This window comes from Comamonas trifloxystrobinivorans (assembly GCF_043359985.1).
Taxonomy (GTDB): domain Bacteria; phylum Pseudomonadota; class Gammaproteobacteria; order Burkholderiales; family Burkholderiaceae_C; genus Comamonas; species Comamonas trifloxystrobinivorans.
Window position 1 is genome coordinate 129,117 of the sequence record NZ_JBHZGV010000005.1, and the last position, 26,799, is coordinate 155,915.

General features: G+C 62.5%; 25 protein-coding genes and 1 riboswitch. Of the genes, 12 read left to right on the forward strand and 13 right to left on the reverse strand.

The genetic code is table 11. The features are described 5' to 3' along the window. The first annotated feature begins 3 nt into the window (after positions 1-3). Positions 4-648: a DUF799 domain-containing protein gene (locus ACFIQF_RS07015; protein WP_393941429.1), complete on the forward strand. Its 645-nt coding sequence runs from the start codon at positions 4-6 to the stop codon at positions 646-648. 58 nt (positions 649-706) lie between these two features. On the opposite strand, the gene ACFIQF_RS07020 is transcribed toward ACFIQF_RS07015, so the two are convergent. From ACFIQF_RS07020 to ACFIQF_RS07030, 3 genes are all read right to left on the reverse strand, one after another. Next, a complete protein-coding gene (locus ACFIQF_RS07020) occupies positions 707-1,915 on the reverse strand; it encodes a sugar transporter (protein ID WP_393941431.1) in 1,209 nt (402 codons plus the stop codon). 292 nt (positions 1,916-2,207) lie between these two features. Continuing rightward, the gene (locus ACFIQF_RS07025; RefSeq protein ID WP_393941433.1) at positions 2,208-2,714 is read right to left on the reverse strand and encodes a 6,7-dimethyl-8-ribityllumazine synthase; all 507 of its coding nucleotides are present in this window, start codon (positions 2,712-2,714) and stop codon (positions 2,208-2,210) included. 102 nt (positions 2,715-2,816) lie between these two features. Beyond that, a riboswitch (FMN riboswitch) is annotated at positions 2,817-2,982 on the reverse strand. A 456-nt stretch (positions 2,983-3,438) separates the two neighbouring features. Next, positions 3,439-4,569 (reverse strand): branched-chain amino acid ABC transporter substrate-binding protein, encoded by a 1,131-nt coding sequence (locus ACFIQF_RS07030; RefSeq protein ID WP_393941435.1) that lies wholly within the window; start codon positions 4,567-4,569, stop codon positions 3,439-3,441. A gap of 512 nt (positions 4,570-5,081) precedes the next feature. Here ACFIQF_RS07030 and ACFIQF_RS07035 point away from each other — a divergent pair. Genes ACFIQF_RS07035 through ACFIQF_RS07045 form a run of 3 tightly spaced genes read left to right on the forward strand, consistent with a single transcriptional unit; the run spans position 5,082 to position 6,936 of the window. Then, positions 5,082-5,588 (forward strand): hypothetical protein, encoded by a 507-nt coding sequence (locus tag ACFIQF_RS07035; RefSeq protein ID WP_393941437.1) that lies wholly within the window; start codon positions 5,082-5,084, stop codon positions 5,586-5,588. Positions 5,589-5,646: 58 nt separating this feature from the next. Beyond that, positions 5,647-6,099: a hypothetical protein gene (locus ACFIQF_RS07040; protein WP_393941439.1), complete on the forward strand. Its 453-nt coding sequence runs from the start codon at positions 5,647-5,649 to the stop codon at positions 6,097-6,099. Positions 6,100-6,108: 9 nt separating this feature from the next. Beyond that, positions 6,109-6,936 (forward strand): DUF4124 domain-containing protein, encoded by an 828-nt coding sequence (locus tag ACFIQF_RS07045; protein WP_393941441.1) that lies wholly within the window; start codon positions 6,109-6,111, stop codon positions 6,934-6,936. On the opposite strand, the gene ACFIQF_RS07050 is transcribed toward ACFIQF_RS07045, so the two are convergent. Beyond that, positions 6,937-7,926, reverse strand: coding sequence for an NAD-dependent epimerase/dehydratase family protein (locus ACFIQF_RS07050; protein ID WP_393941443.1), 990 nt, complete (start codon positions 7,924-7,926; stop codon positions 6,937-6,939). A 148-nt stretch (positions 7,927-8,074) separates the two neighbouring features. Between ACFIQF_RS07050 and ACFIQF_RS07055 the strand changes: the two genes are divergently transcribed. The 3 genes from ACFIQF_RS07055 to ACFIQF_RS07065 all read left to right on the forward strand — a co-directional run bounded on the left by ACFIQF_RS07055 (position 8,075) and on the right by ACFIQF_RS07065 (position 11,312). Next, positions 8,075-9,121, forward strand: a complete 1,047-nt coding sequence (locus ACFIQF_RS07055) for a CDP-6-deoxy-delta-3,4-glucoseen reductase (RefSeq protein ID WP_393941445.1) — start codon at positions 8,075-8,077, stop codon at positions 9,119-9,121. Positions 9,122-9,264: 143 nt separating this feature from the next. Further along, positions 9,265-10,236 carry a tripartite tricarboxylate transporter substrate binding protein gene (locus tag ACFIQF_RS07060; RefSeq protein ID WP_393941447.1) on the forward strand — a complete coding sequence of 324 codons (972 nt, stop codon included), beginning with the start codon at positions 9,265-9,267 and terminating at the stop codon, positions 10,234-10,236. 182 nt (positions 10,237-10,418) lie between these two features. Beyond that, positions 10,419-11,312, forward strand: a complete 894-nt coding sequence (locus ACFIQF_RS07065; RefSeq protein ID WP_393941449.1) for a hypothetical protein — start codon at positions 10,419-10,421, stop codon at positions 11,310-11,312. Here ACFIQF_RS07065 and folK read toward each other — a convergent pair. From folK to hda, 4 genes are read right to left on the reverse strand one after another with little or no spacing between them, the layout of a single operon-like run. After that, positions 11,309-11,881, reverse strand: a complete 573-nt coding sequence (folK, locus tag ACFIQF_RS07070; protein ID WP_393941451.1) for a 2-amino-4-hydroxy-6-hydroxymethyldihydropteridine diphosphokinase — start codon at positions 11,879-11,881, stop codon at positions 11,309-11,311. The two genes, ACFIQF_RS07065 and folK, sit on opposite strands and share 4 nt — an antisense overlap. Before the next feature lie 59 nt (positions 11,882-11,940). After that, positions 11,941-13,527 (reverse strand): polynucleotide adenylyltransferase PcnB, encoded by a 1,587-nt coding sequence (gene pcnB, locus ACFIQF_RS07075; protein ID WP_393941453.1) that lies wholly within the window; start codon positions 13,525-13,527, stop codon positions 11,941-11,943. Continuing rightward, positions 13,524-14,222, reverse strand: a complete 699-nt coding sequence (locus ACFIQF_RS07080) for a histidinol-phosphatase (protein ID WP_393941455.1) — start codon at positions 14,220-14,222, stop codon at positions 13,524-13,526. The genes pcnB and ACFIQF_RS07080 overlap by 4 nt, the downstream gene beginning before the upstream one ends. Before the next feature lie 30 nt (positions 14,223-14,252). Continuing rightward, complete coding sequence (gene hda / locus ACFIQF_RS07085) at positions 14,253-14,948, reverse strand: DnaA regulatory inactivator Hda (protein WP_393941457.1); 696 nt, start codon at positions 14,946-14,948, stop codon at positions 14,253-14,255. A 341-nt stretch (positions 14,949-15,289) separates the two neighbouring features. On the opposite strand from hda, the gene purM reads away from it, so the two are divergent. Both purM and ACFIQF_RS07095 read left to right on the forward strand, forming a co-directional pair. Next, positions 15,290-16,339: a phosphoribosylformylglycinamidine cyclo-ligase gene (purM, locus tag ACFIQF_RS07090; protein WP_393941459.1), complete on the forward strand. Its 1,050-nt coding sequence runs from the start codon at positions 15,290-15,292 to the stop codon at positions 16,337-16,339. Positions 16,340-16,484: 145 nt separating this feature from the next. After that, positions 16,485-17,549, forward strand: coding sequence for an AI-2E family transporter (locus ACFIQF_RS07095; RefSeq protein ID WP_393941723.1), 1,065 nt, complete (start codon positions 16,485-16,487; stop codon positions 17,547-17,549). Between the two features lie 88 nt (positions 17,550-17,637). Here ACFIQF_RS07095 and ppk2 read toward each other — a convergent pair whose 3' ends face one another. The 3 genes from ppk2 to murJ form a co-directional block, all read right to left on the reverse strand. Next, on the reverse strand, positions 17,638-18,546 hold the full coding sequence (ppk2, locus tag ACFIQF_RS07100; protein WP_393941461.1) for a polyphosphate kinase 2: 909 nt from the start codon (positions 18,544-18,546) through the stop codon (positions 17,638-17,640). Positions 18,547-18,634: 88 nt separating this feature from the next. Next, the gene (locus tag ACFIQF_RS07105; RefSeq protein WP_393941463.1) at positions 18,635-19,489 is read right to left on the reverse strand and encodes a SirB1 family protein; all 855 of its coding nucleotides are present in this window, start codon (positions 19,487-19,489) and stop codon (positions 18,635-18,637) included. A 157-nt stretch (positions 19,490-19,646) separates the two neighbouring features. Next, entirely contained in the window at positions 19,647-21,212 is a 1,566-nt protein-coding gene (murJ, locus tag ACFIQF_RS07110; RefSeq protein WP_393941464.1) for a murein biosynthesis integral membrane protein MurJ, read from the reverse strand. Between the two features lie 121 nt (positions 21,213-21,333). Here murJ and rpsT point away from each other — a divergent pair, with 121 nt between their 5' ends. After that, entirely contained in the window at positions 21,334-21,630 is a 297-nt protein-coding gene (gene rpsT, locus ACFIQF_RS07115; RefSeq protein WP_393941466.1) for a 30S ribosomal protein S20, read from the forward strand. Positions 21,631-22,126: 496 nt separating this feature from the next. Here the strand turns inward: rpsT and ACFIQF_RS07120 are convergent, their stop codons facing one another. Next, positions 22,127-22,453: a DUF3579 domain-containing protein gene (locus ACFIQF_RS07120; protein ID WP_393941468.1), complete on the reverse strand. Its 327-nt coding sequence runs from the start codon at positions 22,451-22,453 to the stop codon at positions 22,127-22,129. A 400-nt stretch (positions 22,454-22,853) separates the two neighbouring features. Between ACFIQF_RS07120 and ACFIQF_RS07125 the strand changes: the two genes are divergently transcribed. Then, positions 22,854-24,056, forward strand: a complete 1,203-nt coding sequence (locus tag ACFIQF_RS07125) for an aspartate aminotransferase family protein (RefSeq protein WP_393941470.1) — start codon at positions 22,854-22,856, stop codon at positions 24,054-24,056. Between the two features lie 16 nt (positions 24,057-24,072). Continuing rightward, positions 24,073-24,993 (forward strand): ornithine carbamoyltransferase, encoded by a 921-nt coding sequence (argF, locus tag ACFIQF_RS07130; RefSeq protein WP_393941472.1) that lies wholly within the window; start codon positions 24,073-24,075, stop codon positions 24,991-24,993. A 172-nt stretch (positions 24,994-25,165) separates the two neighbouring features. Here the strand turns inward: argF and ahpF are convergent, their stop codons facing one another. Next, positions 25,166-26,722, reverse strand: a complete 1,557-nt coding sequence (gene ahpF, locus ACFIQF_RS07135; protein WP_393941474.1) for an alkyl hydroperoxide reductase subunit F — start codon at positions 26,720-26,722, stop codon at positions 25,166-25,168. Positions 26,723-26,799: the final 77 nt, after the last annotated feature.

A 26,799-nucleotide genomic window follows, 5' to 3' on the forward strand; every position in this document is an offset into this window, starting at 1 on the left:
GCCATGATTTCTCGTCTTTTCAGTATCGCTTTGGCTGGCTGCGCCGTGTTTCTGGCCGGCTGCCAGGCCACAGCCCCTCAAAAACGCGATGTCGCTGCTTTTGAAGCTGCAGCCCCACGCTCCATCGTGGTGGTACCCGTCGTCAACAAATCCCTGGACGTGGATGCCCCTAACTATGTGTTGGCGGCCTTGCCGATTCCCATTGCGGAGAAGGGCTACTACGTCTTCCCGGTCAACACGACCAAGATGGTGCTGGAGCAAGAGGGCTTTTACGAAAGTGATCGCATCCACCAGCAGCCCGCCGAGAGCATAGCCAAGCTGTTCGGTGCCGATGCCGTGCTGTTTGTCACCATCAACCGCTGGGACGCGCAATATGCCGTGCTGTCCACCACGGTAACGGTGAGCTTCGACTACCGCCTGGTGAACAAAACCGGTGAAGAGCTGTGGCATAACACCCAACAGATGCAGTACTCGCCTTCGCAATCGTCGGGCTCACCCATGGCCATGCTGATCTCGGCGGCCATCAATGCGGCAGTTGCGCGTGCCGCGCCCAACTACATGCCGCTGACAGAGCAAGCCAACACCTATGCCCTGCAGTCCGGCCCGAATGCCTTGCTTGACGGCCCTTATCGCCCCAAGAAACCCTGAACTCGCTCGCGCTCATGCCACAAAAAAACCTGTGATATCCGTCACAGGTTTTTTTGCTTTATACCGGCTTGATCTGTGCCACTGGCGGCACAAAGGTGCTGCGCCAGTACCAGCCGGCAAAGGCGCACCAGAGCACGCCGACAATGGCGATGCTGCCGCCAACCGGGCCCAGCCATTGCAGGCCGGCGTGGGTGCCGATCTGGCTGCCCAGCAAGGCGCCGGCGCCGATGCCCACATTGAACAAGCCCGAGAACAGCGACATGCCCACATCAGTCGCATCCGATGCCAGGCGCAGCACCTTGGCTTGCAAAGGCAGCACCATGCACAAGATGGTGACGCCCCACACTGCACACACCACGTACAGCGCCAACGGCCAGCGTGCGCTGGGCAGCAGCAGCCACAGGCACGCGGTCAGCGCAGTCATGGCCGTCAGCAAAAAGCCGCGTGGCCAGCGCATGCCGAAAGCGCCAAAGCAGATGCTGCCCAAGATGCCCATGCCGCCGTACAGCAGCAAAACCCAGGTGGTGACGTCGTTCGACAAACCTGCCTGGCGCTGGATCAGTGGCTCGATGTAGCTGTAGACGGTGAACTGCGCCGTCACCATCAAGATCAGCAAGGCATAGGTGGCAGCCAGCGCCGGGCGCTTGAACAACACCGGAATGCTGCTGGCCGAGCCCGCGTTTTCGCTGGGCAGCAATGGCAGCAAGCGCCACAGCACCATCATCACGGCCAGCGCAACCAAACCGATGCCGCCAAAGGTGGTGCGCCAGCCCAGCGCCTCGCCCACCACGCGGCCCAGCGGAATACCCAGCACCATGGCCAAGGTGGTGCCCGTGGCCAGCAAGCCCAGTGCTTGCGGGCGCTTGCCTTCGGGCGCAATGCGCACCGCCAGCGAGGCGGTGATGGACCAGAACACCGCATGCGCCAGCGCAATGCCCATGCGGCTGAGCAGCAGCACCGGGTAGTTCCAGGCGATGGCCGACAAGCCATGGCTCACAACAAACAGCGCGAACACGCCCATCAGCAGTTTGCGCCGCTCGACGTTTTTGGTGAGCAGCATGCAGGGCAGCGAGGTGAGCGCCACGATCCAGGCGTAGATCGTGAGCATCAGGCCGACGCGCTCGGTCGTCATGCCAAAGCTGCCGCCAATATCGGACAGCAGGCCCACAGGCACGAACTCGCTGGTGTTGAAAACAAAAGCGCCCATGGCCAAAGCGATCACGCCCAACCAAGCCTGACGGCGGGTCAAAGAAGAAGAATCAGTCATTGAAAACAACAAGGGTTCATTGCGGATTTCCGGCTGCGCAAGTGCAGTGACCACAGCGGCAGCAGTGCCGGTGTTGGGAGTCTTCGTCTGAAGGTTGCGTCAACAACACCCAGGCCCGCTACGCTGCCAACGCAGCAGCTCCGACATCCCTACGTCGTTCCGCGATGAACAACAAAAAAGCCGCTGCTCCAAGACGGAGAGCGGCTCGCCAGTGTGCCAAAAATCGACGCTGTACAGCGCCATGGCAGCCAAAAGCCCCACTGCCAAGGCTTGTGCAGTGGCGCGGCCCTGATCAGGCAGCCAGGCTTTGCTGGGCTTGTGCCTCTAGCGTGCGGTGCAGCGCGATGGTGGTGGCGCAGGCGTTGGCCAGTTCGGCGCCCTTTTTGACGAAGTGTTGGTGGAAGAAGTCGTGGTGCTCTTGCGAGTCGTGGAAATCACGCGGCGTGAGTACGGCCGAGAACACGGGTACGCCGCTGTCCAGCTGCACGCGCATCAGGCCGTCGATGACGGCAGTGGTGACGAATTCGTGGCGGTAGATGCCGCCGTTGACGATGAGCGCGCAAGCCATCAGGCCAGCGTAACGGCCGCTGTCAGCCAGGCGCTTGAGCACCAGCGGGATCTCCAGCGCGCCGGGCACGTCGATGAGATCGATCTGGTCGCGGCGCCAGCCTTGTTCGAGCAGACCGGTAATGGCGGCGTCGCGTGCCTGGTGCACGATGTCGGCGTGCCATTGCGCGCTGACGATGGCCAGGCGTTGCGCTTTGCTGATGGAGAAAGTGGAGGAGTGGGTCTGATTCATGGTCAAGAGTTCCAAAGTTACCTGAATCAGGGCACGCGCACGGGCCCGCACGCACCCACACAGCCCGCAAAAAACGGCTGCGCCGGCGCTTGCCTGCCCGCGCGCGATTCTCTTTCATCCGGACTGTGACCGTCGGCTCTGGCATCGCACCAGATCTGCTGACCCTGGCAAACATGCATGCCGCCAGGCGCTCGCGGGCTGCTGCAACCCAGCATTGCTGGCCACAGATACCGCCGGTGGGGAATTGCACCCCGCCCTGAGAATTGCGTTGTTGCCTTGCGTTGCACTGCAACAACCCTGCCATTGTAGGCGCGCACGCAACACCCGCCCGCGAGTGGTGTCACCGAAGCGAAAGTCCCCTATGCCACCTGTTGCAGGGCCCTAAAGAGGAAAAATATCTTCTCGTATTTATAGGGAAGACCCGAGCTTGGTTGACGGGTATTCAAACTGCACCATTTTGCAGAGAAGCGTGCGCTGGAAACGCTCGCCCCAATGGCGAGATAGCCGCTTAGGCGCGGCGTCGGGGGCGCAGACAGTACCTTGGTACGGCAAGCCCCCGCAACAAAGCATAAGCGGCTATATCGTCATCCCAAAACGAAGACTGCCAACACAGGCATTACAGCTGGTTTCGTCACCACGCTTGCGCATCTCAGTACCCATGAAAATACCAAAAAGCCCGTAGACCGAGGTCTACGGGCTTGCACACTCCAGTGTTGCTGTTGGTTTATTCGCCGATCGGGGTCTTCTTGCCGGCCACGTAGTTGCTCAGCGTGTACAGAGGCACCTTCAGCTCGCCGTTGTCTTGGAAGGCGATCTTGGCGGTGACGCCGTTGTATTCGGACTTCTTCAGCTCGGGCAGGAATTTCTTCGGATCGGTGGAGTCAGCACGCTTCATGGCGTCGACGATCAGCATGGTCGCGTCGTAGAAGTAAGGGCTGTACACCTGGAACACGCCAGGGTTCTTGGCGTCGTAGCGCTTCTTCCACTCGGTGCCGCCTGGCATCTTGGCCAACGATGCACCGCCGTCGGCGCAAACCACGTTTTCCAGCGTCTTGGAGCCGGCGGTCAGCTTGGCCAGTTCGGCCGTGCAGATGCCGTCGCCGCCGAAGAACTTGATGTTCGTCATGCCCAGCTGCACCATCTGGCGCAGCATCGGGCCGGCTTGGGCGTCCATGCCGCCGTAGAAGATCGCGTCAGGCTTTTTTGCCTTGATCGAGGTCAGGATGGCCATGAAGTCGGTGGCCTTGTCGTTGGTGAACTCCGAGGCAACGATGTTCACGCCCTTGGCGCCCGCGTCCTTCTTGAACACATTGGCCAGGCCTTGGCCGTAAGCGGTGCGGTCGTCGATCACGGCCACATTCTTGAGCTTGAGCGTATCGGCAGCGTAGCCAGCCAGTGCAGCGCCCAGGGCGTTGTCGTTGGCGATGATACGGAACACGCCTGGGTAGCCAGGGCGGGTCAGCTCAGGGTTGGTGGCAGCGCCGGTGATGAAGGGCACGCCGCAGTCGTTGAACACCTTGGACGAGGGAATGGCCACGCCCGAGTTCAGGATACCCGCCACAGCCGCCACCTTTTCGTCGCACAGTTTTTGTGCGGCAGCGGTGCCTTGCTTGGGATCGGCGCCATCGTCTTCGGCTACCACTTCGAACTTGATCTTCTTGCCGCCGATCGTCACGCCCTGGGCGTTCAGATCTTCTACCGCAAAGCGCACGCCAGTGACGTTGTCCTTGCCGTAGTGGGCCTGGGGGCCGGACAGAGGGCTCATCGTACCGATCTTCACCACCTCTTGCGCGCTGGCTGCGACTGCGACACCCGCCACCAGCATTGCCACTGCAGCTTTGATACCTTTATCCATTGCGTAGTACTCCATCATCCGTTGATCGCCACCACTGCCCGGCTGCGCTGCAAGCACCATGCCAACAGCTGCGCCGGGATTTCCGATCGCGTGGGCCACATTCTTGATCTGCCGGTACCTGCACCGGTATTAGGACAACTCCGGTAAAAAAAGCGACACCGAAACAAAAAAAATCGCGTATAAACCGCACGCCTGCGTGCTTTGCGCGTGATTGGTGCAGCGCAGCATTTGATCAACAAAAGTCAACCGCACTTGGCTGCCGCCAGCGCCTGCATCGGCGCTTGAATACCGGCAAATCCCCCTCATCTGTAGACAAAACCCCACGTTCCGGCTTCCGTAAAGTTCGGCAAACCTGGCCTGTAGCGCACTGCCAAAGTCAACCCCCGCCGGGCCTGAAACGTCTTTAGAGGCACGGCGAATGTTCGCCAAGCCCGTGGCGGAGCGGGTAGCATGGAGGCAGGCGGCGCTTGCAGCCCGTCACCGAACCGCCCCGCCACCCGCAAGAAAGGTCTATGTCTATGAATCGTCGTCACCTGTTGAGCCTGGCCGCCATTGCTGGCACCGCGGTACTCACCTCGGGCTGCGTGGCTACGGCCAGCGATGGCTATTACGGCGACAGCGGCTATGGTGGCTATGGTTATGGCTACAGCCGCCCGGCCGAAACCGTCTACTACCAGAACGATCCCTACTACAGCCGCCCTGGCAGCACCATCTATGTAGAGAACGACCGTTACTACCGTGACCGCGATCGTGAGCGCGACCGCGATCGCCAGGCCCGTGAAAGAGAGCGGGAGCGTGATCGCCAAGCCCGCGACCGTGAGCGCGACCAACGCGCCCGCGACGCCGACCGCCGCCGCGACCTGGAGCGCCAGGCCCGCGAGCGCGACCGCAACAACCGCGATCGCAACCAAGGCGGTCTGTTTGGCCGTTCGTCCTCGCACCAGGCCGAGTGCGACCGCTACGCCAACCAAGTGCGCTCGGGCGGCGATATCGTCAACACGCCCTCGCGCCCCTGCTGAGCCGGGCTGATTCGCTGGCGGGTTTTATCGGCTTGAGTGCCGAAAGGAGAAACAAGAGATGACCATTGCACGTTTGAGCGCCCTGGCAGCCACCGTGGCCAGCGCCGTGCTGATGACGGGCTGTGTCGTCGCACCCGCTGACGGCGTGTACTACGGTGACGCCTACTCCACCTATTCCACGGGCTACGGCTACGGTTATGGCAGTGGTTACAGCTATGGCGGCTATCCGTACTACGGCGGCAGCTCGCTGGTAATTGAGAGCTCGCCCACCTATGTGTATGGCGGCGGGCGCCCTTATTACCGACCCGGCGGCTACTACCGCCCTGGCGGAAGCTACAGCAACAACCGCCCCAACAATCTGGGCCGCCCCGGCATCCAGGGCAGTCGCCCCACGCAAATCTCCCCTGGCAGCGGCGCTGCGCTGGGCCGGCCTCTGAACAATGGCGGCGCCCGCCCGGCACCGCCCTCGCGCCTGACCGACGACGGCCGCGGCCGCCTGTTCCAGCGCTAGTTACCGGCCATGACGAGGACAGCCACCCGCTTTGCCCCCGGCAGCCCGCTGCCTCGCATGCTGCGGTGGCTGGCGCTGGCAGGCTGTGCCGTGTTGTGCCTGGGCGCACAAACCGCATCCGCCCAGGTGGTGCGTTGCACTGATCCGGTCTCTGGCCGCGTCACCTATACCGACGGCGAGTGCGCTCGCGGCAGTGCCGGCACCGAGATTGAGCGACGCCGCACCAGCGAAGAAATTGCAGCCGATCAGGCCCGAGCTGACGCCGCTTTGCGCGCCAAAGCCGAGAGGCGCGAACAAGCGCTGGAAAAACGCCGCTTAGAGGCGCAAGAAAGAGCGCTGGACGCTGCCGCCAACCCCACGCCACAGCAGCCCAGCCGAAACGACTACGCCAATTCCCAGGCCTGCCAGCAATCGCGCGAGCGCTATACCGAGGCCAGCGACGAGGCGGCTGACCGCATCATGGGCAGCCGCGAGCGGGCAGAAAATGCCAAGCGCCAGATGGAGTTGGATTGCATGGGCCCCGATGCTTACAGCCGCCTGGAGGCCAGCCGCCCGGCGCCCACCATCGTGCGCCAGGTCGATCCGTATTGGTACGGCCCGGTAGTGCGCCCTCGCCCGCAGCGCCCGTACCCGGAGCGTCCCGTTGATCCGCCGCCTCGCCCCCGCCCGCCCGTGGCGCAGTGCGAAGGTGCCCATTGTGCTGGCACCGTCAAGCCGCCCGCCAGCAAACCCCGCCCACGCCCGCAAGAAGAAAGCAGCCAGCCCAGCACCTCGCCACGCCCGGCCCAAAGCGGCCTGGGGCGGCCCTGCCGCAACCCTGGCGGCTCGCCGTGCTGATCAGCGCCTGAGGGCCAGCGCAGCTGCCAAGCCCTCGTGTACGGTCGGGTAGCGCAAACGCAGCCCCAGTTCTTTTTGCATGCGCTGGTTGCGCAGGCGGCGCGATTCAGACATGAAACTCAGTAACATCGGGCTCAGCAGTTGCTCCGCCTCGGCCCGGCTCACGCGAGCCGGGCGCGGCAGCTGCCACAGGTCAGCAGCCAGATCGAAATAATCGCCCATGCGCAGGCTGGAGTCATCGCTCACATTGCTGCTGCGCTGCGGCTTGCCACGCCACAAAGCCAGCGCCACGGCGCGCGCCAGATCATCTGCATGGATATGGCTGGTATACACATCGTCTTCGCGCCGCAACACCGGCGTGCCGCGTTGCAAGCGAGCCACGGGTGTGCCGCCTTCACGATCGCCCGCATAAATGCCGGGAATGCGCAGCACATGCACCCGCGCAGCGCTGGCCACAAAACGGCGCGCCCATTGGCGCAATTGGGCTTCGGCATCCACCCGGCGCAAAGCCCGCGCCGTGCTGGCCCGCAGCGGCCAGGTCTCATCCACCCACTGGCCCTGGCAATCGCCGTAAACACCGGTGGTGGAGCCGTACACCAGCGTCGGCATCTGCAAGCCCAGCGCCAACACCCGCAACAGCCTTTGCGTACGCAGATCGCGGGCCGCAGCAGCCCCTTCGGCAATGGCCGCAGGCGGCGCCAAGTGCACTACACGTTGCCCCAAACCGGCCAGGCGGCGCAGGCTGCGCGCATCGTCCAGATTGCCCAGCAATGGCGTAATACCTTGCGCACGCAAGGCGGCACGCTTGTCGAGCGACGAAGTCAGCGCCCGCACCAACGGCAGGCGCGACGCACCCGCGCCTTGCCACAAGCGGACCACGCGCTGGCCCACATCGCCGCAGCCGATGATCAGCACCCTTTGGCGCTTGAAACGGGCGGGCAGCGAGCGGGGGCGCCGCATAGCACTCTGCGGGCTTTGAATTGAGGGCACAATCAACCTTTCCGGGGTGGGCGCCGCCAAAGTGGCGCCAAGGCAAAACCAGGCAGCAGTCTAGCGCCTGACCAAGCCAGCACCCACCATTTGAACCGGGCGCTGGCAGCAGCGCCCTTGTTGTGTTTCGATAAGGAATTTTGGTGCAATGAGCTCTTCTCCCAGCGCGTTTCAAATCTCGGTACAGCCCAGCGGACGCGCCTTTGTCACCCAAGCCTCGGAAGCCATTCTCACCGCCGCCATCCGCAGCGGCGTCGGCCTGCCCTACGGTTGCAAGGACGGCGCCTGCAGCTCCTGCAAGTGCAAGAAGCTCAGCGGCAGCGTGGTCCACGGCCCGCACAGTGAGCGCGCACTGAGCGCCGAAGAAGAAGCGGCCGGCCTGATCCTGCCTTGCTGCGCCGTACCTACCTCGGACGTGGTGATCGAGTCGCGCCATGTCACCGACGAGAGCTCGTTCCCGATCAAGAAAATGCCGGTGCGCGTGCAGGCACTGGAAAAGCTCTCGCCCGATGTGATTCGCCTGCGCCTGCAGTTGCCGGCGGCCGACAGCTTCCGCTACCACGCGGGCCAGTACATCGAGTTTTTGCTGGCGGGCGGCGCACGCCGCGCCTACTCGATGGCTGTGGCCCCGCACCAACAGGAAACCGCGCCAGGGCTGGAGCTGCATATCCGCCACATGCCCGGCGGCCTGTTCACCGACCATGTCTTCAGCGCCATGAAAGAGCGCGAGATTCTGCGCATCGAAGGCCCGTTCGGCAGCTTCTTCCTGCACGAGAGCGACAAGCCCATCGTGCTGCTCGCCTCGGGCACCGGCTTTGCGCCCATCAAGGCCTTGATCGAGCATATGCAGCACAAGGGCATTGAGCGCCCGGCCGTGCTGTACTGGGGCGGCCGCCGCCCGCAAGACCTGTACATGAGCGATTGGGTGGCTGCGCGCTGCGCCGAAATGCCGCAATTGCGCTATGTGCCTGTGGTGTCCGACGCTTTGCCCGAAGACGGCTGGACTGGCCGCACCGGTTTTGTGCACCAGGCCGTGCTTGATGATTTTGCCGATCTCTCGGGCCACGAGGTCTATGCCTGCGGCGCCCCGATTGTGGTGGACTCCGCCCGCGCCAGCTTCAGCGCCGAGCGCGGCCTGCCCGAGGACGCCTTCTTCGCCGATTCCTTTGTCAGCGAAGCCGACAAACAGGCCTGAAGCCCACGGGCACAAAAGCTGCTTGGCTGAGCCCGCTCACCCCTTGTCATGGCCCTGTCCCGGCCGGCCGCTACACTCTGGCAACGGAGCGAAGGCCAGCGGGGCTGGTGCCGCCCCCTTTTTTACAGCAACCAAGAATTAGCATGCAACGCAGAAATATCTTGTTGTCGGCCGTGCTGGCCGCATCCACCTTGGCAGCGCCCGCTGCCTTTGCCGCCGAGCCGGTGATCCGCCTGGTGGTTCCCTACGCGCCTGGCGGCCCGCTGGACGTGACCTCGCGCGTGCTGGCCGAGCGTGTCAAAGACAGCCTGGGCGCCGTGGTGGTAGACAACAAGGCCGGAGCCGGTGGCAACATCGGTGCCGACATCGTCGCCAAGGCTGCGCCCGATGGCCTGACCATCGGCCTGTCGGCCACCGCCACGCACGCCGTCAACCCCTGGCTCTACAGCAAGATGCCGTTTGACGCCTCCAAGGACTTTGCCGCCATCACGCAAATGGTGCGCGTGCCCAACGTGCTGGTGATGAATGCCCAGCGCGCGCAAGAGCTGCACATCAACAGCGTGGCCGACCTGATCGCCTACGCCAAGAAGAACCCCGGCAAGCTCAACTACGGCAGCGGCGGCAACGGCAGCGCTGGCCACCTGGCCGGTGAGATGATGAAGCGCCAGGCCGGCATCTACGCCGTGCACGTTCCCTACCGCGGCGCCAACCCCGCGCAGCTGGCGCTGTTGTCGGGCGAGGTCGATTTCAACATCGACAACCTGGCCGCCGCTTCGGCCAATATCCACGGCGGCAAGCTCAAGGCCCTGGCCGTGACCAGCCTGCACGAGAGCCCCATGCTGCCCGGCGTGCCACCTTTGGCCAACACGCTCAAGGGTTTTGAGATCGACACCTGGTGGGGCCTGGTGGCCCCCGCCGGCACGCCCGCCGACGTGATCAACCGCCTGAACAAGGCATTCACCGACGCGCTCAAGGACCCTGCTACCAAGACCAAGTTCGCCAGCCTGATGGCCGAGCCCGTGCCCACCACGCCCGCGCAGTTTGACCGCTTCATGGCTGCCGAGCGCAGCAAGTACGAAGCCGTGGTGAAGATGTCGGGCGCCAAGGTCGACTAAGAAACCCGCCACATCCCACCGAACCAGCCTATGGCTTGCCATGGGCTTTTTCATGCGCGCAAGCACAGTGTGGCGGCACTGCTCCGAGCGAGTTCTGGCTGAAGCACTGCACGCCGATTGCTGGTTATGATGCGATAGCTTTTTGCCATAAGCATCGCCAACAGCGTGCAACCAGAACCGGAATGACCGCCACCCCGCCCCAGCCACACAACAACGCGCCGGCACCGGCCAGTGCCGACGAAAAAGCCCTGCACGAGCTGCGCCACCGCAGCATCACGCTGGCCTTGATCGGCATGACCGGCCTGTTTCTGGTGTTTGTGCTGGGCGATCTGATGGCGCGCGCGCATTACGCCTGGATGCAGGCCACCTCGGCCTACCTGTTCTGGTTTGGTGTGGTGCTGCTGGTGTTTTATGTGGTGGCCTATATCGGCCATTCGCCACTGTCCAAGATGGTGGGCGGGCAGTGGTCGTCGCAGGCCGCACTGGCGGTGTTTGTCTGGTTCATGTACACGCAGGCTTCCATGCAGGCCGGCATTTTGCTCAACAGCGTGTACGGCGTGGACCCGTCGGTGTTCAGCAGTTCCTCGCAGATTCTCACCTTTGTGCAGATGTTCATCCTCAGCCGCCCGCTGATGGTGATCGCCGTACTCTGGAGCCTGGTGCACGTTCTGCGCTACGTGCGGCAAAACCGACACCAGCGCTCGCCGGTGTCCAAACTCAAGGCCGCCATCATGCTTTCGGGCGCCTTGATTGGTTTGCTTTCGCTGCTCTTCATCCACCTGCGCTTTAGCGACGACCTGATGGCAAAGAAAAGCTATCTGATCGCCAAAGAACAGGATTTCAACCCGCGCGTGCGCTGCGGCAATGCCGATGTGCCGGGCATTGGCCTCTTCCTCGGCCCCATGCAAAACCGGGTGTTGATGGACAACACACCGTCCACCATGTCTTGGACGGCGTCGATTTACGCCACCAGAGAAGACCTGGCACAGCTGCAGTTGCCCAAGGATTTTCGCATTCTCGATTGCCCGGCGCCTGCAGCGCCAACAACACCGATGGCGCCTGCCAGCGCCGGTTAAGCCGCCGCGAATCCAGCCCAGGCCGGGCCTTGCGCAGGCGCAACGCCTTGCTCCAGCAAGGGCTGCAATTGCTCTGCGCTGACCCAGGCGGGCTGCAGCTCTTGCAAAGGCGCCAGGACAAAAGCACGCTGCCACATGCGCGGATGCGGCACCAGCAAATCAGGCATGGCAATGGCTGTATCCCGGCTGGCGTACAGCAGCAGATCGAGGTCCAAAGTACGTGGCGCGTTGCGGTACGGGCGCTCGCGGCCAGCATCCAATTCCAGCCGCTGCAGCACCAGCAAGAGCGCATGGGCCGAGAGCGTGGTGGTCAGCTGCGCCACCGCGTTCAGGTAGTCTGGCCCATCCGAATCTACCGGCTTGCTGGCGTACAGCGATGACACTTGTGCCACCGCTACACCGGCCTCTTGGTGCAAATGCTGCAATGCCTGGCGCATGGCCAAGCCACGGTCGCCCAGGTTGGCGCCCAGGCCAATCCAGGCACGCACAGCCTGACCGGGCGCAGGTGCTGCATCGCCAGCGTCTGCGGGCAGAGCCAAGCTGGCTGCTTCAATGTTTTGGGGAATCATGGTTTTGCAAGCTGCCAACGCCCGCCCAGCAAGCGTTGGCAACAAAGGCCTGGGCTGGCTTACTCAGCCGCAGCGCCAGCGCTGCCCGCGCCATTGGGCTTGCGGCGGCGACGGCGGCGCTTTTTGGCGGGAGCATCGAGCGGACTGCCATCGTCCAGCGCGTTCTGCACCACCGCGTCCAAATCGCCGCTTTCGGCATCGGCGCTCGGCGCCTTGGCAGGAGCCGCTTTCTTGGCGGGGCGCTTGGTGCCGCCGCCAGCGCTTTTTTGTTTGGCGCGTTGCTCTTCGCGCACCTGGGCAATCAGGTCTTCGCGGCGCGCTTCGTCGGCCTGCTGGAACTCTTGCCACCAGTTGGCCAGGGCTTCGTCCACCTCGCCCACATCGGCGCGCAGGCGCAGAAAATCAAAGCCGGCGCGGAAGCGCGCTTGCGCAATCATGCCGAACGGCGTGCTGCCGGTGCGCTTTTCAAAGCGCGGCTGCATCACCCAGATCTCGCGCATGTCGGCGGCCAGCTTGCCACGGCCCGACACATCGCCGATGCGGTGGTTGAACACATCGTCAATCGCGTCTTGCAAGGCCGGATACGGATGTTCGCCCCGGTTCATGCGCGAATCCCAGCCGGCCTTCACGTCTTGCCAGAGCACGCAGGCCAGCAGGAAGCTCGGCGCCACGCTCTTGCCTTCGCCCACGCGGCGGTCGGTGTCCATCAGCGCGGCTTGCACAAAGGGCAGATCGGCACGCTCCACCACCACATCGAGCAGCGGATAAATGCCTTTGGCCAGACCCAGGCCGCGCAGTTGCTCGATCGAGGCCAGCGCGTGACCCGTCTGCAGGAGCTTGAGCATTTCGTCGAACATGCGGCTTTGCGGCACTTCTTGCAGCAAGGAGGCGCACTCGACCAGCGGCTTGGCGGTTTTGGGATCGATCGTGAAGCCCTTTTTGCTGAGCTTGGCGGCAAAGCGCACCGCGCGGATGATGCGCACCGGGTCTTCGCGGTAGCGCGTGGCCGGGTCGCCGATCATGCGCAGCACGTGTTTTTGCGCGTCGCGGATGCCCTTGTGGTAATCGACCACGATCTGCGTCTGCGGGTCGTAGTACATGGCGTTGACGGTGAAGTCGCGCCGCGCCGCATCTTCGTTTTGCGGGCCCCAGACGTTGTCGCGCAGAACGCGGCCGCTCTCGTCCACCGCCAGCTTCATGCCGGCCAGTGCGGCCTTGCTGGTTTTCTCATTGCCCTGCACATGCTCGGCCTTGGAGCTGTCGAGGAAAGCGCGGAAAGTGGTGACCTCGATCACCTCGTTCTCGCGTCCACGGCCATAAACCACGTGCACGATGCGAAAGCGCCGACCAATGATGAAGGCACGGCGGAACAGGTTTTTCACCTGCTCGGGCGTGGCGTTGGTGGCCACGTCAAAATCCTTGGGGCGCAGGCCCAGCAGCAGGTCGCGCACGGCGCCGCCCACGATGTAGGCCTCAAAACCTGCTTCCTTGAGCGTGCTGCACACATCGATGGCGCGGCGATCTACCAGCTTGGGGTCAATGCCGTGCACTTCGACCGGCACTTCCTCGCGCTTGCCAAACGGGTTTTTCGGTTTGGCAGAAGCCGTGCCTTTGCCCAGCAGTTTGTCGATGATGGTCTTGATCATGCTTGCGGCTCCAGCAAATCCAGTACGCGCCAGCCGCGTTCGGTGGCCAGTTGGCGCAGACGCGCGTCGGGGTTGGTGGCCACGGGTGTGTTCACTTTTTCGAGCAGCGGCACGTCGTTCATCGAATCGCTGTAGAAAGTGCTTTCCACGCCGTCCCAATCCAGGCCGCGCTCGGCCAGCCAGGCGTCCATGCGCGTGACTTTGCCCACACGCATGGTGGGCACGCCCACGATCTCGCCGGTGATCCAGCCCGATGCATCGCGCTCCAGATCTACCGCCAGCAAGTGCTCCACACCCAGCGCCTTGGCGATGGGGCGGGTAACAAACTCATTGGTGGCCGTGACGATGACAATGGTGTCGCCCGCATCGCGGTGCTGCTGCAGCAGCGCACGTGCAGCGGGTTGAATATTGGGCTCGATCACTTCGCGCATGAACACTTCATGCGCAGCGTCGGCCTGTTCGCGGCCCAGCTTGCGAATGGCTTCGGTGGCAAAGCGCACGTACTCGTGGATGTCGAGCGTGCCTTTTTGGTAGTCGGCAAAGAAAGCCGCGTTGCGGCTGCCGAACTCTTGCTTGTCGCACCAGCCTTGGCGCAGCGTGAACTCGCCCCACTCGTAGTCCGAATCAAGCGGCAGCAGGGTGTGGTCCAGGTCGAACAGCGCGAGCCGTGGGCGGGTACCAGCAGTGGTATTCATCAATTCATCTCGGTTGGGCCGGGGCCGGAATCATTCCGTCTCCAGCATGTCTTTGAGCAATGGGATCGTCAGAGCCCGTTTGTTGCGCAGCGCAAAATTGTCCAGATGGTCGAGCAGCTGCATCAGGCTGCCCAGGTCGCGCGAGAACCGCTTGAGCATGTAGTCCATCACATCGTCGGGCAGAGTCAGCCCACGCTGTTGCGCCTCGTCCTTGAGCACGCCCCGGCGCTGCTCCTCGGTCAGCAGGTGCAGCTGGTAAATCTCGCCCCAGCCCAGCCGGGTGCGCAGATCGTCGCGCAGCTTCAGGTCCGAAGGCGGCAACTCGCCCGCCGCCAGCACCCAGCGCCGCGCGCCAGTGGCCGGGCTGGTGGCGTTGACGAACCAGTTGAAGGCCGCCGCCTGCTGCACCGGGTTGTAAAAATGCACCTCGTCCAAAATCACCGCCGACCAGCGCTCGTTGAAAGCACTGGGGAAACGGGTCGAAGCATCGAGCCAGCCCACGCTGCCGCCCTGCTCACGCAAGGCTTCGGCCACGGCACGCAGCAAATAGCTTTTGCCGCAACCGGTCTCGCCCCACAGATAAGTAGGCACCGGCGAGCGCGGCATGCCCCAGCCTTCGCCCACCTGCAGGCGCAGGTGCTCCAGCGCCGCCTGGTTGGAGCCGGGGAAAAATCGGCTCAGGCTCGGCCCGGGGGCCAGTCCCAGATCCAGAGCCATTTGCTTCATGCCCGCGCTCCTGCATGGCACACAGCCCCCTGCAAGGCAAGGCCTGCACGGGCAACAATGGGCAAAGCGAATGGAACACGCATGAAAGCGTTGATGAACAGCGGTAAGGTCAATCGGGGCGCGAGCCGGCCAGCGGCTGCACGCAAACCCGTTGATTTTAGACGGATGCGGGCCGCCACCAAGGCAAAAGGCCGATTTCCGTGGCGAAAGCGGGGCCGGCGCGGCGATCCGCACACATTGCACGGGCTTGTGCTGGCATAGGGTATGCCCGGCGGCATAGAATCGCAGCTTCGGGCCCGCAACCGACGGGATTCCGCCATTTTGCCTTTGTTGTTGCCTCCATGAGCTCCTCTACTACCTCTACCCCTCTCTCGTACAAAGATGCCGGCGTTGATATCGACGCAGGCGACGCGCTGGTGGAGCGCATCAAACCGCTGGCCAAGAAAACCATGCGCGAAGGCGTGATGGCCGGCATCGGCGGCTTTGGCGCCCTGTTCGAAGTGCCCAAGCGCTACAAGGAGCCGGTGCTGGTGTCGGGCACCGACGGCGTGGGCACCAAGCTCAAGCTGGCTTTTGAGTGGAACATGCACGATACGGTGGGTATCGACCTGGTGGCCATGAGCGTGAACGACGTGCTGGTGCAAGGCGCCGAGCCGCTGTTCTTTCTGGATTACTTCGCCTGCGGCAAGCTCGACGTGGACACGGCAGCCGCCGTGGTGGGCGGCATTGCCAAGGGTTGCGAGCTCTCGGGCTGCGCACTGATCGGCGGCGAAACCGCTGAAATGCCCGGCATGTACCCTGATGGCGAATACGACCTGGCCGGCTTTGCCGTCGGCGCAGTCGAAAAGAGCAAGATCCTGAGCGGCCAGAACGTGCAAGCCGGCGACGTGGTGCTGGGCCTGGCCTCGCACGGCGTGCACTCCAACGGCTTCTCGCTGGTGCGCAAGTGTATCGATCGCGCCGAAGCGCAAGGCAGCATTCCTGCCACGCTGGACGGCAAGCCTTTCAAGAACGCCATCATGGAGCCCACCCGCCTGTACGTGAAAAACGTGCTGCAGGTGCTGGCCGAGCAGCCCATCAAGGCGCTGGCCCACATCACCGGTGGCGGCCTGCTGGAGAACATTCCACGCGTGCTGCCCGAAGGCCTGGGCGCGCAACTGATCAAGGGCAGCTGGCCCCAGACCGAGCTGTTCGCCTGGCTGCAAAAGACGGCCGGCATCGACGATATCGAGATGAACCGCACCTTCAACAACGGCATCGGCATGGTCGTGGTGGTGTCCGCTGAGAGCGCAGAAGCCGTGAAGCAAGCCTTCGCCGCGCTGGGCGAGCAGGTCTACACCATCGGCAGCATCGGCCCCCGCGGCGAAGGCGCTGCCGTCACCGTGCGCTAAGCTGCGCGCCACCGGCAGGCGGCTGAAAAGCCACCTGCCCCGGTGGGCTGGCCGCATCCAGCCCACGACCTTTATCTTGGCAACCATGCATTTGGATTCCGCCGTGCCACCCACTCCTCCCACCGGCAACCTGCCCAGCAGCGGCATGGCCGAGGCGCATGAGAGCCCGCATTTCTGGCGCCCGCCGCCGGCCCATTGGGGGGTCCGCCTGGCGTCCTATCTGCTGATGGGCGGTGCGCTGCTGCTGATCATGCTCAATGGTTTGCTGGTCGGCCTGCTCGCTGCCTGCGTAGGCTATACGCTGACCCAGTTTCTGGTGCGCAAAATCATCGAGCTCAGCCGCCAGCCCCGCTCTTTGCATGTACCGCCGCCGCGCTGGACCGAGTATCTGGCCGTTACCCTGGTGCTGGTGGTGCCCGTGGTGCTGGTCACGCTGGGCCTGATCCACTCGCAAGGCTATCTGCTCAATGCGCCCGCACAGTACCGCGAAATGCTCGACTCCATGTCCCGCACCTTGCTGGACCTGCGCGGCAAGCTGCCCCCAGAGATAGCCAGCATCCTGCCCGACGGAGCGCAAGAGCTGCAGCAGCGCGCAGCCGAATACCTGAGCACCAAAGCCGGCGCCATTGCCATCATGGGTCGCTCCTGGCTGGCCGGTTTGCTCTACGCTTTTGTCGGTTTGCTCATTGGCTCCTTGGCCGCCGTGCGCCACGGCCGCCATTCGCATGCGCCGCTCTCTTACCAATTGCAGTTGCGCGTGCAGCGCTTTGGCGATGCTTTCCGCCAGATTGTGGCCGCCCAGTTCTGGATTGCCGCTTTCAACACGGCGCTGACTGCCATCTTCCTGCTGGCCATCTTGCCCATGCTGAACATGCGTCTGCCCTACAGCGGCGCGCTGATCATGCTGACCTTTTTTGGCGGCCTGATCCCCATCGTCGGCAACCTGATCTGCAATGCCGTCATCACCACCGTCGGCCTCTCAGTCTCGCCGCTGACCGCCGTGGCCTGCCTGGCTTTTCTGGTGCTGATCCACAAGGCCGAATACCTGATCAACGCCAAAGTGGTGGGCGCCAAAACCCATATGGGCGTGTGGGAGCTGCTGAGCGTGATGTTCGTCGCCGAAGCCATTTTTGGCCCCGCCGGCCTGGTGGCGGCGCCACTGTTCTACGCCTACTTGAAAAAAGAACTGTTTGCAGCGCGGTTGATTTGAGCCACCGAGCAGCTTCCAGCAGCCCCAAACAAAACGCCTCGTCACTTGACGAGGCGTTTTGCTGTGCAGCTGCTTAAGCCAGGCAGGCTCAATAAATCTCAGGCACGTACATCGAGGCGGGCACCGGCTGGCGCGTGTAATCGGGGTGGCGTACACGGTCGGGCAGCACCACGTTTTCGTGCTCCACCTCTTGGTAGGGCACTTGCGACAGCAGGTGGGCAATGCAGTTGAGGCGGGCCGTTTTCTTGTCGTCGGCATGCACCAGCCACCAAGGCGCTTCGGCGATGTGGGTGCGCTCCAGCATCACCTCTTTGGCCTTGGTGTACTCTTCCCAGCGTACGCGGCTTTGCAGATCCATCGGCGAGAGCTTCCACTGCTTGAGCGGGTCGTGGATGCGGCCCAAAAAGCGCAGGTGCTGCTCTTCATCGCTGATCGAGAACCAGTATTTCACCAGCCGGATGCCTGAGCGCACCAGCATCTTCTCGAACTCGGGCACGGAGCGGAAGAACTCTTCGTACTGCTCGCTGGTGCAAAAGCCCATGACTTTTTCTACGCCAGCGCGGTTGTACCAGCTGCGGTCAAACAGCACGATCTCGCCGGCCGCCGGCAAATGCGCCACATAGCGCTGGAAATACCATTGCGTGCGCTCTCGGTCGTTGGGCGCGGGCAAGGCGGCCACGCGCACCACGCGGGGGTTGAGGCGCTGGGTGATGCGCTTGATCACGCCGCCTTTGCCGGCCGCATCGCGCCCTTCAAACAACACCACCACTTTTTGGCCGGTGTGCTGCACCCAGTCTTGCAGCTTCACCAGCTCGCCCTGCAGGCGCAGCAGCTCGCGGAAATACTTGTAATCAGCTTCGCCCAAGCTGGCAGCGAACGGCGCGCCAAGCAAGCCGTCTTCCATCTCCAGCTCCAGCGACTCGTCGTAGTCGTCCATGACATCACGCGCAATTTTGTGCATGACATCTTCCGGTGCAATTCCAAATCGGTCCTTCATAGCAGCACTCATTTCCCCTGATGGCAGCTATATTGCCGTTTTTGCATGACAGATACATGACAGTCTCATGTCAAAAAACCGGCGTTTGTTACATTCGTTGTAACTCCAGCAAGGCGGCGCGAATTTGCGCTGCATCCTCGGGTGCGCCGCTCTGGTTCAGGTATTGCTGCAGGTCTTCGCGCGCCCGGTCGTGCACGCCCAGTTCGGCATAGGCCAGACCGCGGTCGCGCAATTCCGTCCACTCGGTCGGTTGCAAGATCACCAATCGGTTTTGCACCTCGATCAGCTTGGCCCAGGCCTTGTCACTGCGGTAGATTTCTTTGAGGTTGGCCAGCATGCGCACCAGAATGTCGCGCGAGCTGGCCGCCTGCAGATACAGGCCCAGCGGCACATCGTCCTCATCGACGCGGTGGAAAGCCTTTTGCATGGGCTCGAGCATTTCAGCCAACATGCTGCTGGAGAAAGACTGGCCCGAGAGCGGATCGAGCACAATCTGCCCTTCGGCCACGCTGACCTTAAGCAAGAAATGACCTGGGAAGCAGATGCCATGCGCCGGCAACTGCAGCTCGGCCGCCAGCTCCAGCCAGATCACCGCCAGCGACACCGGGATGCCACGGCGGCGGTGCAGCACCGCGTTCAGGCAGCTGTTGTCGGGTGCATAGAAATCATTGGGATTGCCTTGAAAGCCCCAGTCGGCATAGAAATGGTGGTTCAGGGCTTTCAGGCGGGTCAAGGCGCTGCGGCTGTTGGCGTCACGGCTGGCGCGCAATTGGCCGAGCAACTGGTCGACCTCGTTGACCACTTGCTGAATATCGAGTTGCGGATACTCGATGCAAGCCACGGCCGCCGCCGCTTCGAGCAGCGGGAAATGCTCGTCGCTTTGCACCAGCGACTCGAAATGCTCCAACGGGGTGGGGACGGAAAAGCTGAAATCCATAGACATCCCAACTGCAGCGCCCCGGTGCCATCACCGCTTGCTGGCGCGCCTGCTGCGCTGCTTGCGCCATAGCCACAATGTATAGCATCGCATGCGCAGCCGAACGCGACAACTGTCACCAACTGTTGCGTGCGCGCCCCATCCAGCGCGCTGGGTACGCGGTTCAGCGCTTGAGCAGGCTGCGCAATTTCATGCCCGACAAGGCCAGCACGCCAAAGTACAGCAGCACCGAGCCACCCAGCCACAGCACCAGCCAACCCACGCGCTTGAGCCGCTCGGCGCCCAGCGCCACCCAATCGAGGGTTTGCGCGCCCCAGAGCAAAAAGATGGCCAGCAGCGCCGCTGCCAGCACCACGCGAGCAAAAAAGATGGCCCAGCCTGGCTGCGGTTGGTAGCTGCCGCGACGGATCAGGCCGAACAGCAGCCACAGCGCGTTCACAATGGCGCCCAGGCCGATCGACAGCGCCAGACCGGCATGCGCAAAGCCCGGCACAAGGGCGATATTGAGCAGCTGGGTGATGACCAGCACGCAGATGGCGATCTTCACCGGGGTGCGAATATCCTGGCTGGCATAAAAGCCCGGCGCCAACACCTTGATGGCCACCATGGCCAGCAGGCCGATGCCATAACCTTGCAAAGCCAGTGCAATCTGACCTACATCAGACGCCTTGAGCGCGCCGTAATGGAAAAGCACCGCCACCAAGGGCTTGGCAAATGCCAGCAGACCCACGGCACAAGGCATGGCCAGCAACACCACCATACGCAAGCCCCAATCGAGCATGGCGCCATAGCGCGCATCGTCGCCGGCCGCCTTGGCCGCCGAGAGCTGCGGTGTCAGCACCACGCCCAAAGCAACGCCCAGCAAGGCGGTGGGAAACTCCATCAGGCGGTCGGCATAGAACAGCCAGGTGACACTGCCCGGCGTCAAATAAGAAGCGATCTGGGTGTTGATCATCAGCGAGATCTGCGCCACACCCACGCCCAGCAAGGCCGGCGCCATCAGCGCCAGAATGCGGCGCACGCCGGCATCGCGCCACGCCTCGCGGATTACCGATGGGCGGCACGACACACGCGGCAGCATGGCGATTTTGCGCAGCGCCGGAAACTGGATGGCCAGTTGCAGCACGCCGCCCACCATCACGCCCACCGCCATGGCATAAATGGGCTCGATACCGCGGCTGCGCATCCACGGCGCCAGGGCCATGGCGGCCACGATCATGCTCACATTGAGCAGCACCGGCGTGAAAGCCGGCACCACAAAGCGCTTCCAGGTGTTGAGCACGCCAGCGGCCAGCGCCACCAGCGACATGAAGCCGATGTACGGAAACATCCAGCGCGTCATCTGCACGGCCGCGTCGTAGCTTTCCGGGTTTTTGCGCAAACCGCTGGCCAGCAGCCACACCAAAGCAGGCGCGGCCACCACACCCACAACGCAGGTGACCACCAGAATCCAGAACAGGACCGTGGCCACGCTGTAGACCAACTGGCGCGTGCGCTCTTCGCCTTCTTTGGCCAAAGTGGTGGCCAGCACCGGCACAAAGGCTTGGCTGAAAGCGCCTTCGGCAAACAGCCGCCGGAACAGATTGGGAATGCGAAATGCCACATTGAAGGCATCGGTCAGCGCGCTGGCACCAAACATGGTGGCCATCAGCAGATCGCGGGCGAGCCCGGTCACGCGCGAGAGCAGCGTGAACAAGGAGACGGTGGAGGCGGCTTTGAACAGAGACACCCGCGCAGTGTAGCCGGGCAGCGTGGGGTTATCAGCAGGCTTCTGGAAATCTGTAGTGTGGCGCGCTATAATCGCAGGCTCTCTGTCATCATCCACAGACTTAAACAAGGAATAGAACATCATGGCATCTAAGCCAGTCAAGAAGAACCCCCGCCTGGCATCTGGCCGCAAGCGCGCCCGCCAGAACGTCAAGCTGAACGCAGCCAACACCTCGCTGCGTTCGAAGTACCGCACCGCAGTGAAGAACGTGGAAAAGGCTGTTGCCGCTGGCGACAAGACCAAGGCCACCGAACTGTTCGCGAAGGCTCAATCGGTGATCGATACCATCGCCGACAAGGGCATCTTCCACAAGAACAAGGCCGCTCGCGATAAGAGCCGCATTGCCGCCAAGGTGAAAGCCCTGGCCCTGGCCGCCTAATCACTTAGGCCATCGCTCGGGCAGGACCCCTGCCCGCGTTTGACCGGGTGCGCTGACAGATACGAAAAAGCCGTCGAAAGACGGCTTTTTTCATTGGGGCTCGGGAATACTGGATGCAGAGCGCTACATCCACCAAGTCATGCTGGTCTTTCAAACTCACCCAAGAAAAGGCACTTCCCGAATCGCCGGTGAAGACAAGTCCTCCATAACCCGGTATTCAAACAACATCGCTTTGCAGTGAAGCGGGCACTGGAATCACCCACCACAGTGGTGAGATGGACCCGTAGGCGCGACGTCTGGCGGGGCCGGCCACCCGGGCGCAGACAGTACATCTGTACGGCAAGACCAGGATGGCCTGCCCCGCAGCAACAAAGCATACGGGTTCATATCACCAACCCAAAACGAAGACTGCCCAAATAGGCATTGAGACCGACTTCGCCGCCACACTTGCGCGCCCCAGAAATCCTTGAAGCGCCTAAAAAAACGGCCTGACGGATCAGGCCTTGGTGACGGGGGTTTCTTCGGGGATCAGGCAGGCCTCGCTGGTCTGCAAATCATTGTCGCGGGCAAAGTTCATCACAAAATCCCAGGCCATGGGCTCGTGCGCCTGCAACTCGCGCTTGACGATGACGCACTTGGCGCCGTTCATCGTGGTGGGAATGCACCAGGGCGAATAGCCCAGATGGCTGCCTGGGCGGGCGCCGCCGGGACGAAACTGGCTCATCACCCCCGCCAAGCGCTCCGCCCAGTCGCTGGGGCGGAATGTCTTGCCATTTTGGGTGATGCCCAAAATGAAAACCTCTGGAGATGACGGAGAAACCATGTGCCGGGAGCCTCTATAGTGACCTGCAAGACAGGATCGCTGCCTTGGGGGAAAGTGCTATTTTAACTCTTATATAAGAGATAAGCATACAAGGTCTATAAGACCAGAACATGACGAAATGCAAGTCTTGCATAGATTGCATGGACAACAGAGCGCTCTCGCTCGCCACCCTCCATCATCAGAGCCCAGGCCCGCACCATCTACACAATGGGCGGATGCCGCCGGGCTTTATTGCCGCACAGCGTATAGACACCACAAAAAGCACTTGCGCAATGCAGTGATGCGCATTCTTCACTAGTGCAAGCCCGGTCAGCCCCTAGAATGGGTCATCCGCTGGCAGTCAGGGCCGCATTGTGCCGTCTCCGGCGGATTTTTATTCATTTTTTTGTGGAGATTCCCCATGAACGACATCGTCAAGCCTTCCGAGCCCCATGTGATGACTACCTATGGCCGCGTGCCAGTCGCACTGGAGCGAGGCCAGGGCGTGCGAGTCTGGGACGTGAACGGCAAGGAATACCTCGACGCCCTGGGCGGCATTGCCGTCAACACCTTGGGCCACAACCATGCCAAGCTGGTCGCAGCGCTGCACGACCAGATGACCAAGCTGATCCACACCAGCAACTACTACTACGTGCCCGGCCAGGAAAAGCTGGCCGCCCTGCTGGTGGAACGCTCGAAGATGACCAACGCCTTCTTCTGCTCCACCGGCCTGGAAGCGAACGAAGCGGCGATCAAGATCGCGCGCAAGTTCGGCGTGGACAAGGGCATTGAAAAGCCGGTGATCGTGGTGTTCGACCACGCTTTCCACGGCCGCTCCATGGCCACCATGAGCGCCACCGCCAATCCCAAAGTACGCAACGGCTTTGGCCCGCTGCTTGAGGGCTTTTTGCGCGTGCCCGCCAACGACATTGGCGCACTGAAGGATGCCACCGAAGGCAATCCCAACATCGTCGCCGTGATGATGGAGCCCATCCAGGGCGAAGGTGGCCTGCACCCCATGCGCGCTGATTTCATGAAGCAGGTGCGCGAGCTGTGCGACGCCAAGGACTGGCTGTTCGTGGTGGACGAAATCCAGGCCGGCATGGGCCGCACCGGCAAGTGGTTTGCCCACCAATGGGCAGGCATCCTGCCTGACGTGATGTCGCTGGCCAAGGGCCTGGGCTCGGGCGTGCCTATCGGCGCGGTTGTGGCAGGCCCACGTGCTGCCAAGGTGTTCCAGCCTGGCAACCACGGCACCACCTTTGGCGGCAACCCGCTGGCCATGCGCGCTGGTGTCGAAACCATCCGCATCATGGAAGAAGAAAAGCTGCTGGAAAACGCCACCAAGGTGGGCGACTATCTGAAGGCCGCGCTGAACAAGGCGCTGGCCGGTACCGACGGTTTTGTGGAAGTGCGCGGCCAGGGCCTGATGATCGGCGTGGAGCTGAACAAGCCTTGCGGCGAGCTGATCACCCGCGGCGCGGTCGAAGCCGGTCTGCTGTTCAGCGTGACCGCCGATACCGTGATCCGCCTCGTGCCTTCGCTGATCCTGACGGAAGCCGAAGCCGACGAAATCGTGGCCAAGCTGGTGCCACTGGTCAAAGCATTTTTGGCAGGCAAATAATCAGAGCCTGAGCCTTATGAAACACTATCTGCAATTCCAAGACTTCACCGCCGACGAGTACGACTACCTGCTCAAGCGCGCAGCGCTGATCAAGCAAAAGTTCAAGGGCTATGTGACCCACCACACGCTGGCGGACCGCACCCTGGCCATGATTTTTGAAAAGGCCAGCACCCGCACGCGCGTGAGCTTTGAGGCTGGCATGTACCAGCTCGGCGGCTCGGTCGTGCACCTGACCAGCAACGACAGCCAGCTCGGCCGCTCCGAGCCGATCGAGGACAGCGCCCGCGTCATCAGTCGCATGACCGACCTGGTGATGATCCGCACCTTCGGCCAAGACCGCATCGAGCGTTTTGCCGAGTTCTCGCGCGTGCCCGTCATCAACGGCTTGACCAATGAGTTCCACCCCTGCCAGATCCTGGCCGACATCTTCACCTATGTGGAGCACCGCGGCTCGATCGCCGGCAAGACGGTGGCCTGGGTGGGCGACGGCAACAACATGGCCAACACCTGGCTGCAGGCGGCCAACCTGCTGGGCTTCAAGGTGCACGTGAGCACGCCCAGCGGCTACGAGATCGATGAGAAGCTGGCCTTCAGCGGCCGTGCCCACAACAAGGATTGCTACCAGATCTTCGACAACCCGATGGACGCCTGCAAGGACGCCGATCTGGTGACCACCGACGTCTGGACCAGCATGGGCTACGAAGAAGAGAACGAAAAGCGCAAAAAAGCCTTTGCCGACTGGTGCGTAGACCAGGAGATGATGGCCGTCGCCAAGAAGGACGCGCTCTTCATGCACTGCCTGCCTGCCCACCGCGGTGAAGAAGTGATGGCCAACGTGATCGACGGCCCGCAGTCCGTCGTCTGGGACGAAGCGGAAAACCGCATGCACGTGCAAAAGGCGCTGATGGAGTATCTGCTGATCGGCAAGCAAGGCTGATCGCGCCCTGCTCTCACGTACCTAAACGGCCTGCGGGCCGTTTTTTTGCGCCTGTGCTTCCGGTGCCGCAAAAAAAAGGGCTGCAAATCTGCAGCCCTGAAAAGAGTGTGTTTATGCCTGTTTCGACCGCTGCCAGCACGCCCTCAAAGCATGCCCGGCAGCTGCCTCTGCCTTAGTGGCGAATCAGGTGGTCAAAGGCCGACAGTGCAGCGGTGGCACCAGCGCCGGCAGCGATGATGATCTGCTTGTACGGCACGTTCGTGCAGTCGCCAGCCGCAAACACGCCGGGTACATTGGTTTCGCCCCGGGCGTTGATCTCGATCTCGCCAAAACGCGTCAGGTTGACCGTGCCCTTGAGCCAATCGGTGTTGGGCAGCAAGCCGATTTGCACAAAGATGCCTTCCAGCGCCACGTGCTTGATCTCGTCGTTGGTGCGGTCCTTGTAGGTGATACCGTTCACCTTTTTGCCGTCGCCGTTCACTTCGGTGGTTTGGGCGTTCAGGATCACCTTCACATTGGGCAATGTGGCCAGCTTTTTCTGCAGCACCGCGTCGGCCTTGAGCTCGGGAGCGAACTCCAGCACCGTCACGCTCTTGACCACACCGGCCAGGTCGATGGCCGCCTCGATACCCGAGTTGCCGCCACCGATCACCGCCACATCCTTGCCCTTGAACAGCGGGCCGTCGCAGTGTGGGCAGTAGGTCACGCCCTTGGTGCGGTACTGCTCTTCACCGGGCACATTCATGTTGCGCCAGCGGGCACCGGTCGAGAGGATCACGGTCTTGGCCTTGAGCGTGGCGCCGGTCTCGGTCTGCACTTCGATCAGGCCGCCTTCGGTGCTGGCAGGCGTCAGCTTGGCGCCGCGCTGCTGGCCCATGATGTCCACTTCGTAATCGCGGATATGGTTTTCCATGGCGGCAGACAGCTTGGGGCCTTCGGTCTTACTGACCGAGATGAAGTTCTCGATGTCCACCGTGTCCAGCATCTGGCCGCCAATGCGGTCGGCAGCGATACCGGTGCGGATACCCTTGCGCGCTGCATAAATGGCAGCCGCTGCGCCAGCAGGGCCACCGCCGATGACCAGCACGTCAAACGCCTCCTTGGCGGAGATTTTGGCGGCTTCACGGGCAGCAGCACCGGTGTCGACCTTGGCCACGATCTCGGCCAGTTCCATGCGGCCTTGGCCGAAGTTCTTGCCGTTCACGAACACGGTGGGCACGCCCATCACGCCACGCTCTTCCACTTCTTTTTGGAAGATGCCACCGTCAATCGCGGTGTGCGTGATCTTGGGGTTGAGCACGGCCATCAGGTTGAGCGCCTGCACCACGTCCGGGCAGTTGTGGCAGGACAGCGAGTAGTAGGTCTCGAAATGCAGCGGCGTGTCGATGTTCTTGACTTGCTCGAGCAGATCGGCCGATTCCTTGGATGGGTGGCCGCCCACATGCAGCAGCGCCAGCACTAGCGAGGTGAATTCATGGCCCAGCGGCACACCGGCGAAACGCACACCGGTATCGACGCCAGGGTTGGTGATCAAGAAAGACGGCTTGCGCTCGTCGGCGTCGTTCTTCTCGACCACGGTAATTTTGTCGCTCAGTTCCTTGATGTCGGCGAGCAGCTCGCGCACTTCTTGCGACTTGGCGTCATCGCCCAGGGTTGCCACCAGCTCGACGGGCTTGGTCAGACGCTCCAAGTACGCTTTCAATTGGGTTTTCATGGTGGTGTCGAGCATGGATCTTCCTTTGACTTTTCTACGAACGGACAGTGATTTCTAGTTTTTTGAAAAAACAAAGCCCGGGCGCCAGGCAC

Coding starts and splice junctions, on each gene's coding strand:
- ACFIQF_RS07030 (WP_393941435.1), bottom strand. CDS start 4,569: ATGGATAAAGGTATCAAAGCTGCAGTGGCAATGCTGGTGGCGGGTGTC.
- ACFIQF_RS07080 (WP_393941455.1), bottom strand. CDS start 14,222: ATGAATACCACTGCTGGTACCCGCCCACGGCTCGCGCTGTTCGACCTG.
- folK (WP_393941451.1), bottom strand. CDS start 11,881: ATGATTCCCCAAAACATTGAAGCAGCCAGCTTGGCTCTGCCCGCAGAC.
- pcnB (WP_393941453.1), bottom strand. CDS start 13,527: ATGATCAAGACCATCATCGACAAACTGCTGGGCAAAGGCACGGCTTCT.
- ahpF (WP_393941474.1), bottom strand. CDS start 26,722: ATGCTCGACACCACCATGAAAACCCAATTGAAAGCGTACTTGGAGCGT.
- ACFIQF_RS07040 (WP_393941439.1), top strand. CDS start 5,647: ATGACCATTGCACGTTTGAGCGCCCTGGCAGCCACCGTGGCCAGCGCC.
- purM (WP_393941459.1), top strand. CDS start 15,290: ATGAGCTCCTCTACTACCTCTACCCCTCTCTCGTACAAAGATGCCGGC.
- ACFIQF_RS07035 (WP_393941437.1), top strand. CDS start 5,082: ATGTCTATGAATCGTCGTCACCTGTTGAGCCTGGCCGCCATTGCTGGC.
- argF (WP_393941472.1), top strand. CDS start 24,073: ATGAAACACTATCTGCAATTCCAAGACTTCACCGCCGACGAGTACGAC.
- ACFIQF_RS07055 (WP_393941445.1), top strand. CDS start 8,075: ATGAGCTCTTCTCCCAGCGCGTTTCAAATCTCGGTACAGCCCAGCGGA.
- ACFIQF_RS07060 (WP_393941447.1), top strand. CDS start 9,265: ATGCAACGCAGAAATATCTTGTTGTCGGCCGTGCTGGCCGCATCCACC.
- hda (WP_393941457.1), bottom strand. CDS start 14,948: ATGAAGCAAATGGCTCTGGATCTGGGACTGGCCCCCGGGCCGAGCCTG.
- ACFIQF_RS07065 (WP_393941449.1), top strand. CDS start 10,419: ATGACCGCCACCCCGCCCCAGCCACACAACAACGCGCCGGCACCGGCC.
- ACFIQF_RS07120 (WP_393941468.1), bottom strand. CDS start 22,453: ATGGTTTCTCCGTCATCTCCAGAGGTTTTCATTTTGGGCATCACCCAA.
- ACFIQF_RS07045 (WP_393941441.1), top strand. CDS start 6,109: ATGACGAGGACAGCCACCCGCTTTGCCCCCGGCAGCCCGCTGCCTCGC.
- ppk2 (WP_393941461.1), bottom strand. CDS start 18,546: ATGAAGGACCGATTTGGAATTGCACCGGAAGATGTCATGCACAAAATT.
- ACFIQF_RS07105 (WP_393941463.1), bottom strand. CDS start 19,489: ATGTCTATGGATTTCAGCTTTTCCGTCCCCACCCCGTTGGAGCATTTC.
- ACFIQF_RS07020 (WP_393941431.1), bottom strand. CDS start 1,915: ATGACTGATTCTTCTTCTTTGACCCGCCGTCAGGCTTGGTTGGGCGTG.
- ACFIQF_RS07095 (WP_393941723.1), top strand. CDS start 16,485: ATGGCCGAGGCGCATGAGAGCCCGCATTTCTGGCGCCCGCCGCCGGCC.
- ACFIQF_RS07015 (WP_393941429.1), top strand. CDS start 4: ATGATTTCTCGTCTTTTCAGTATCGCTTTGGCTGGCTGCGCCGTGTTT.
- rpsT (WP_393941466.1), top strand. CDS start 21,334: ATGGCATCTAAGCCAGTCAAGAAGAACCCCCGCCTGGCATCTGGCCGC.
- ACFIQF_RS07125 (WP_393941470.1), top strand. CDS start 22,854: ATGAACGACATCGTCAAGCCTTCCGAGCCCCATGTGATGACTACCTAT.
- ACFIQF_RS07025 (WP_393941433.1), bottom strand. CDS start 2,714: ATGAATCAGACCCACTCCTCCACTTTCTCCATCAGCAAAGCGCAACGC.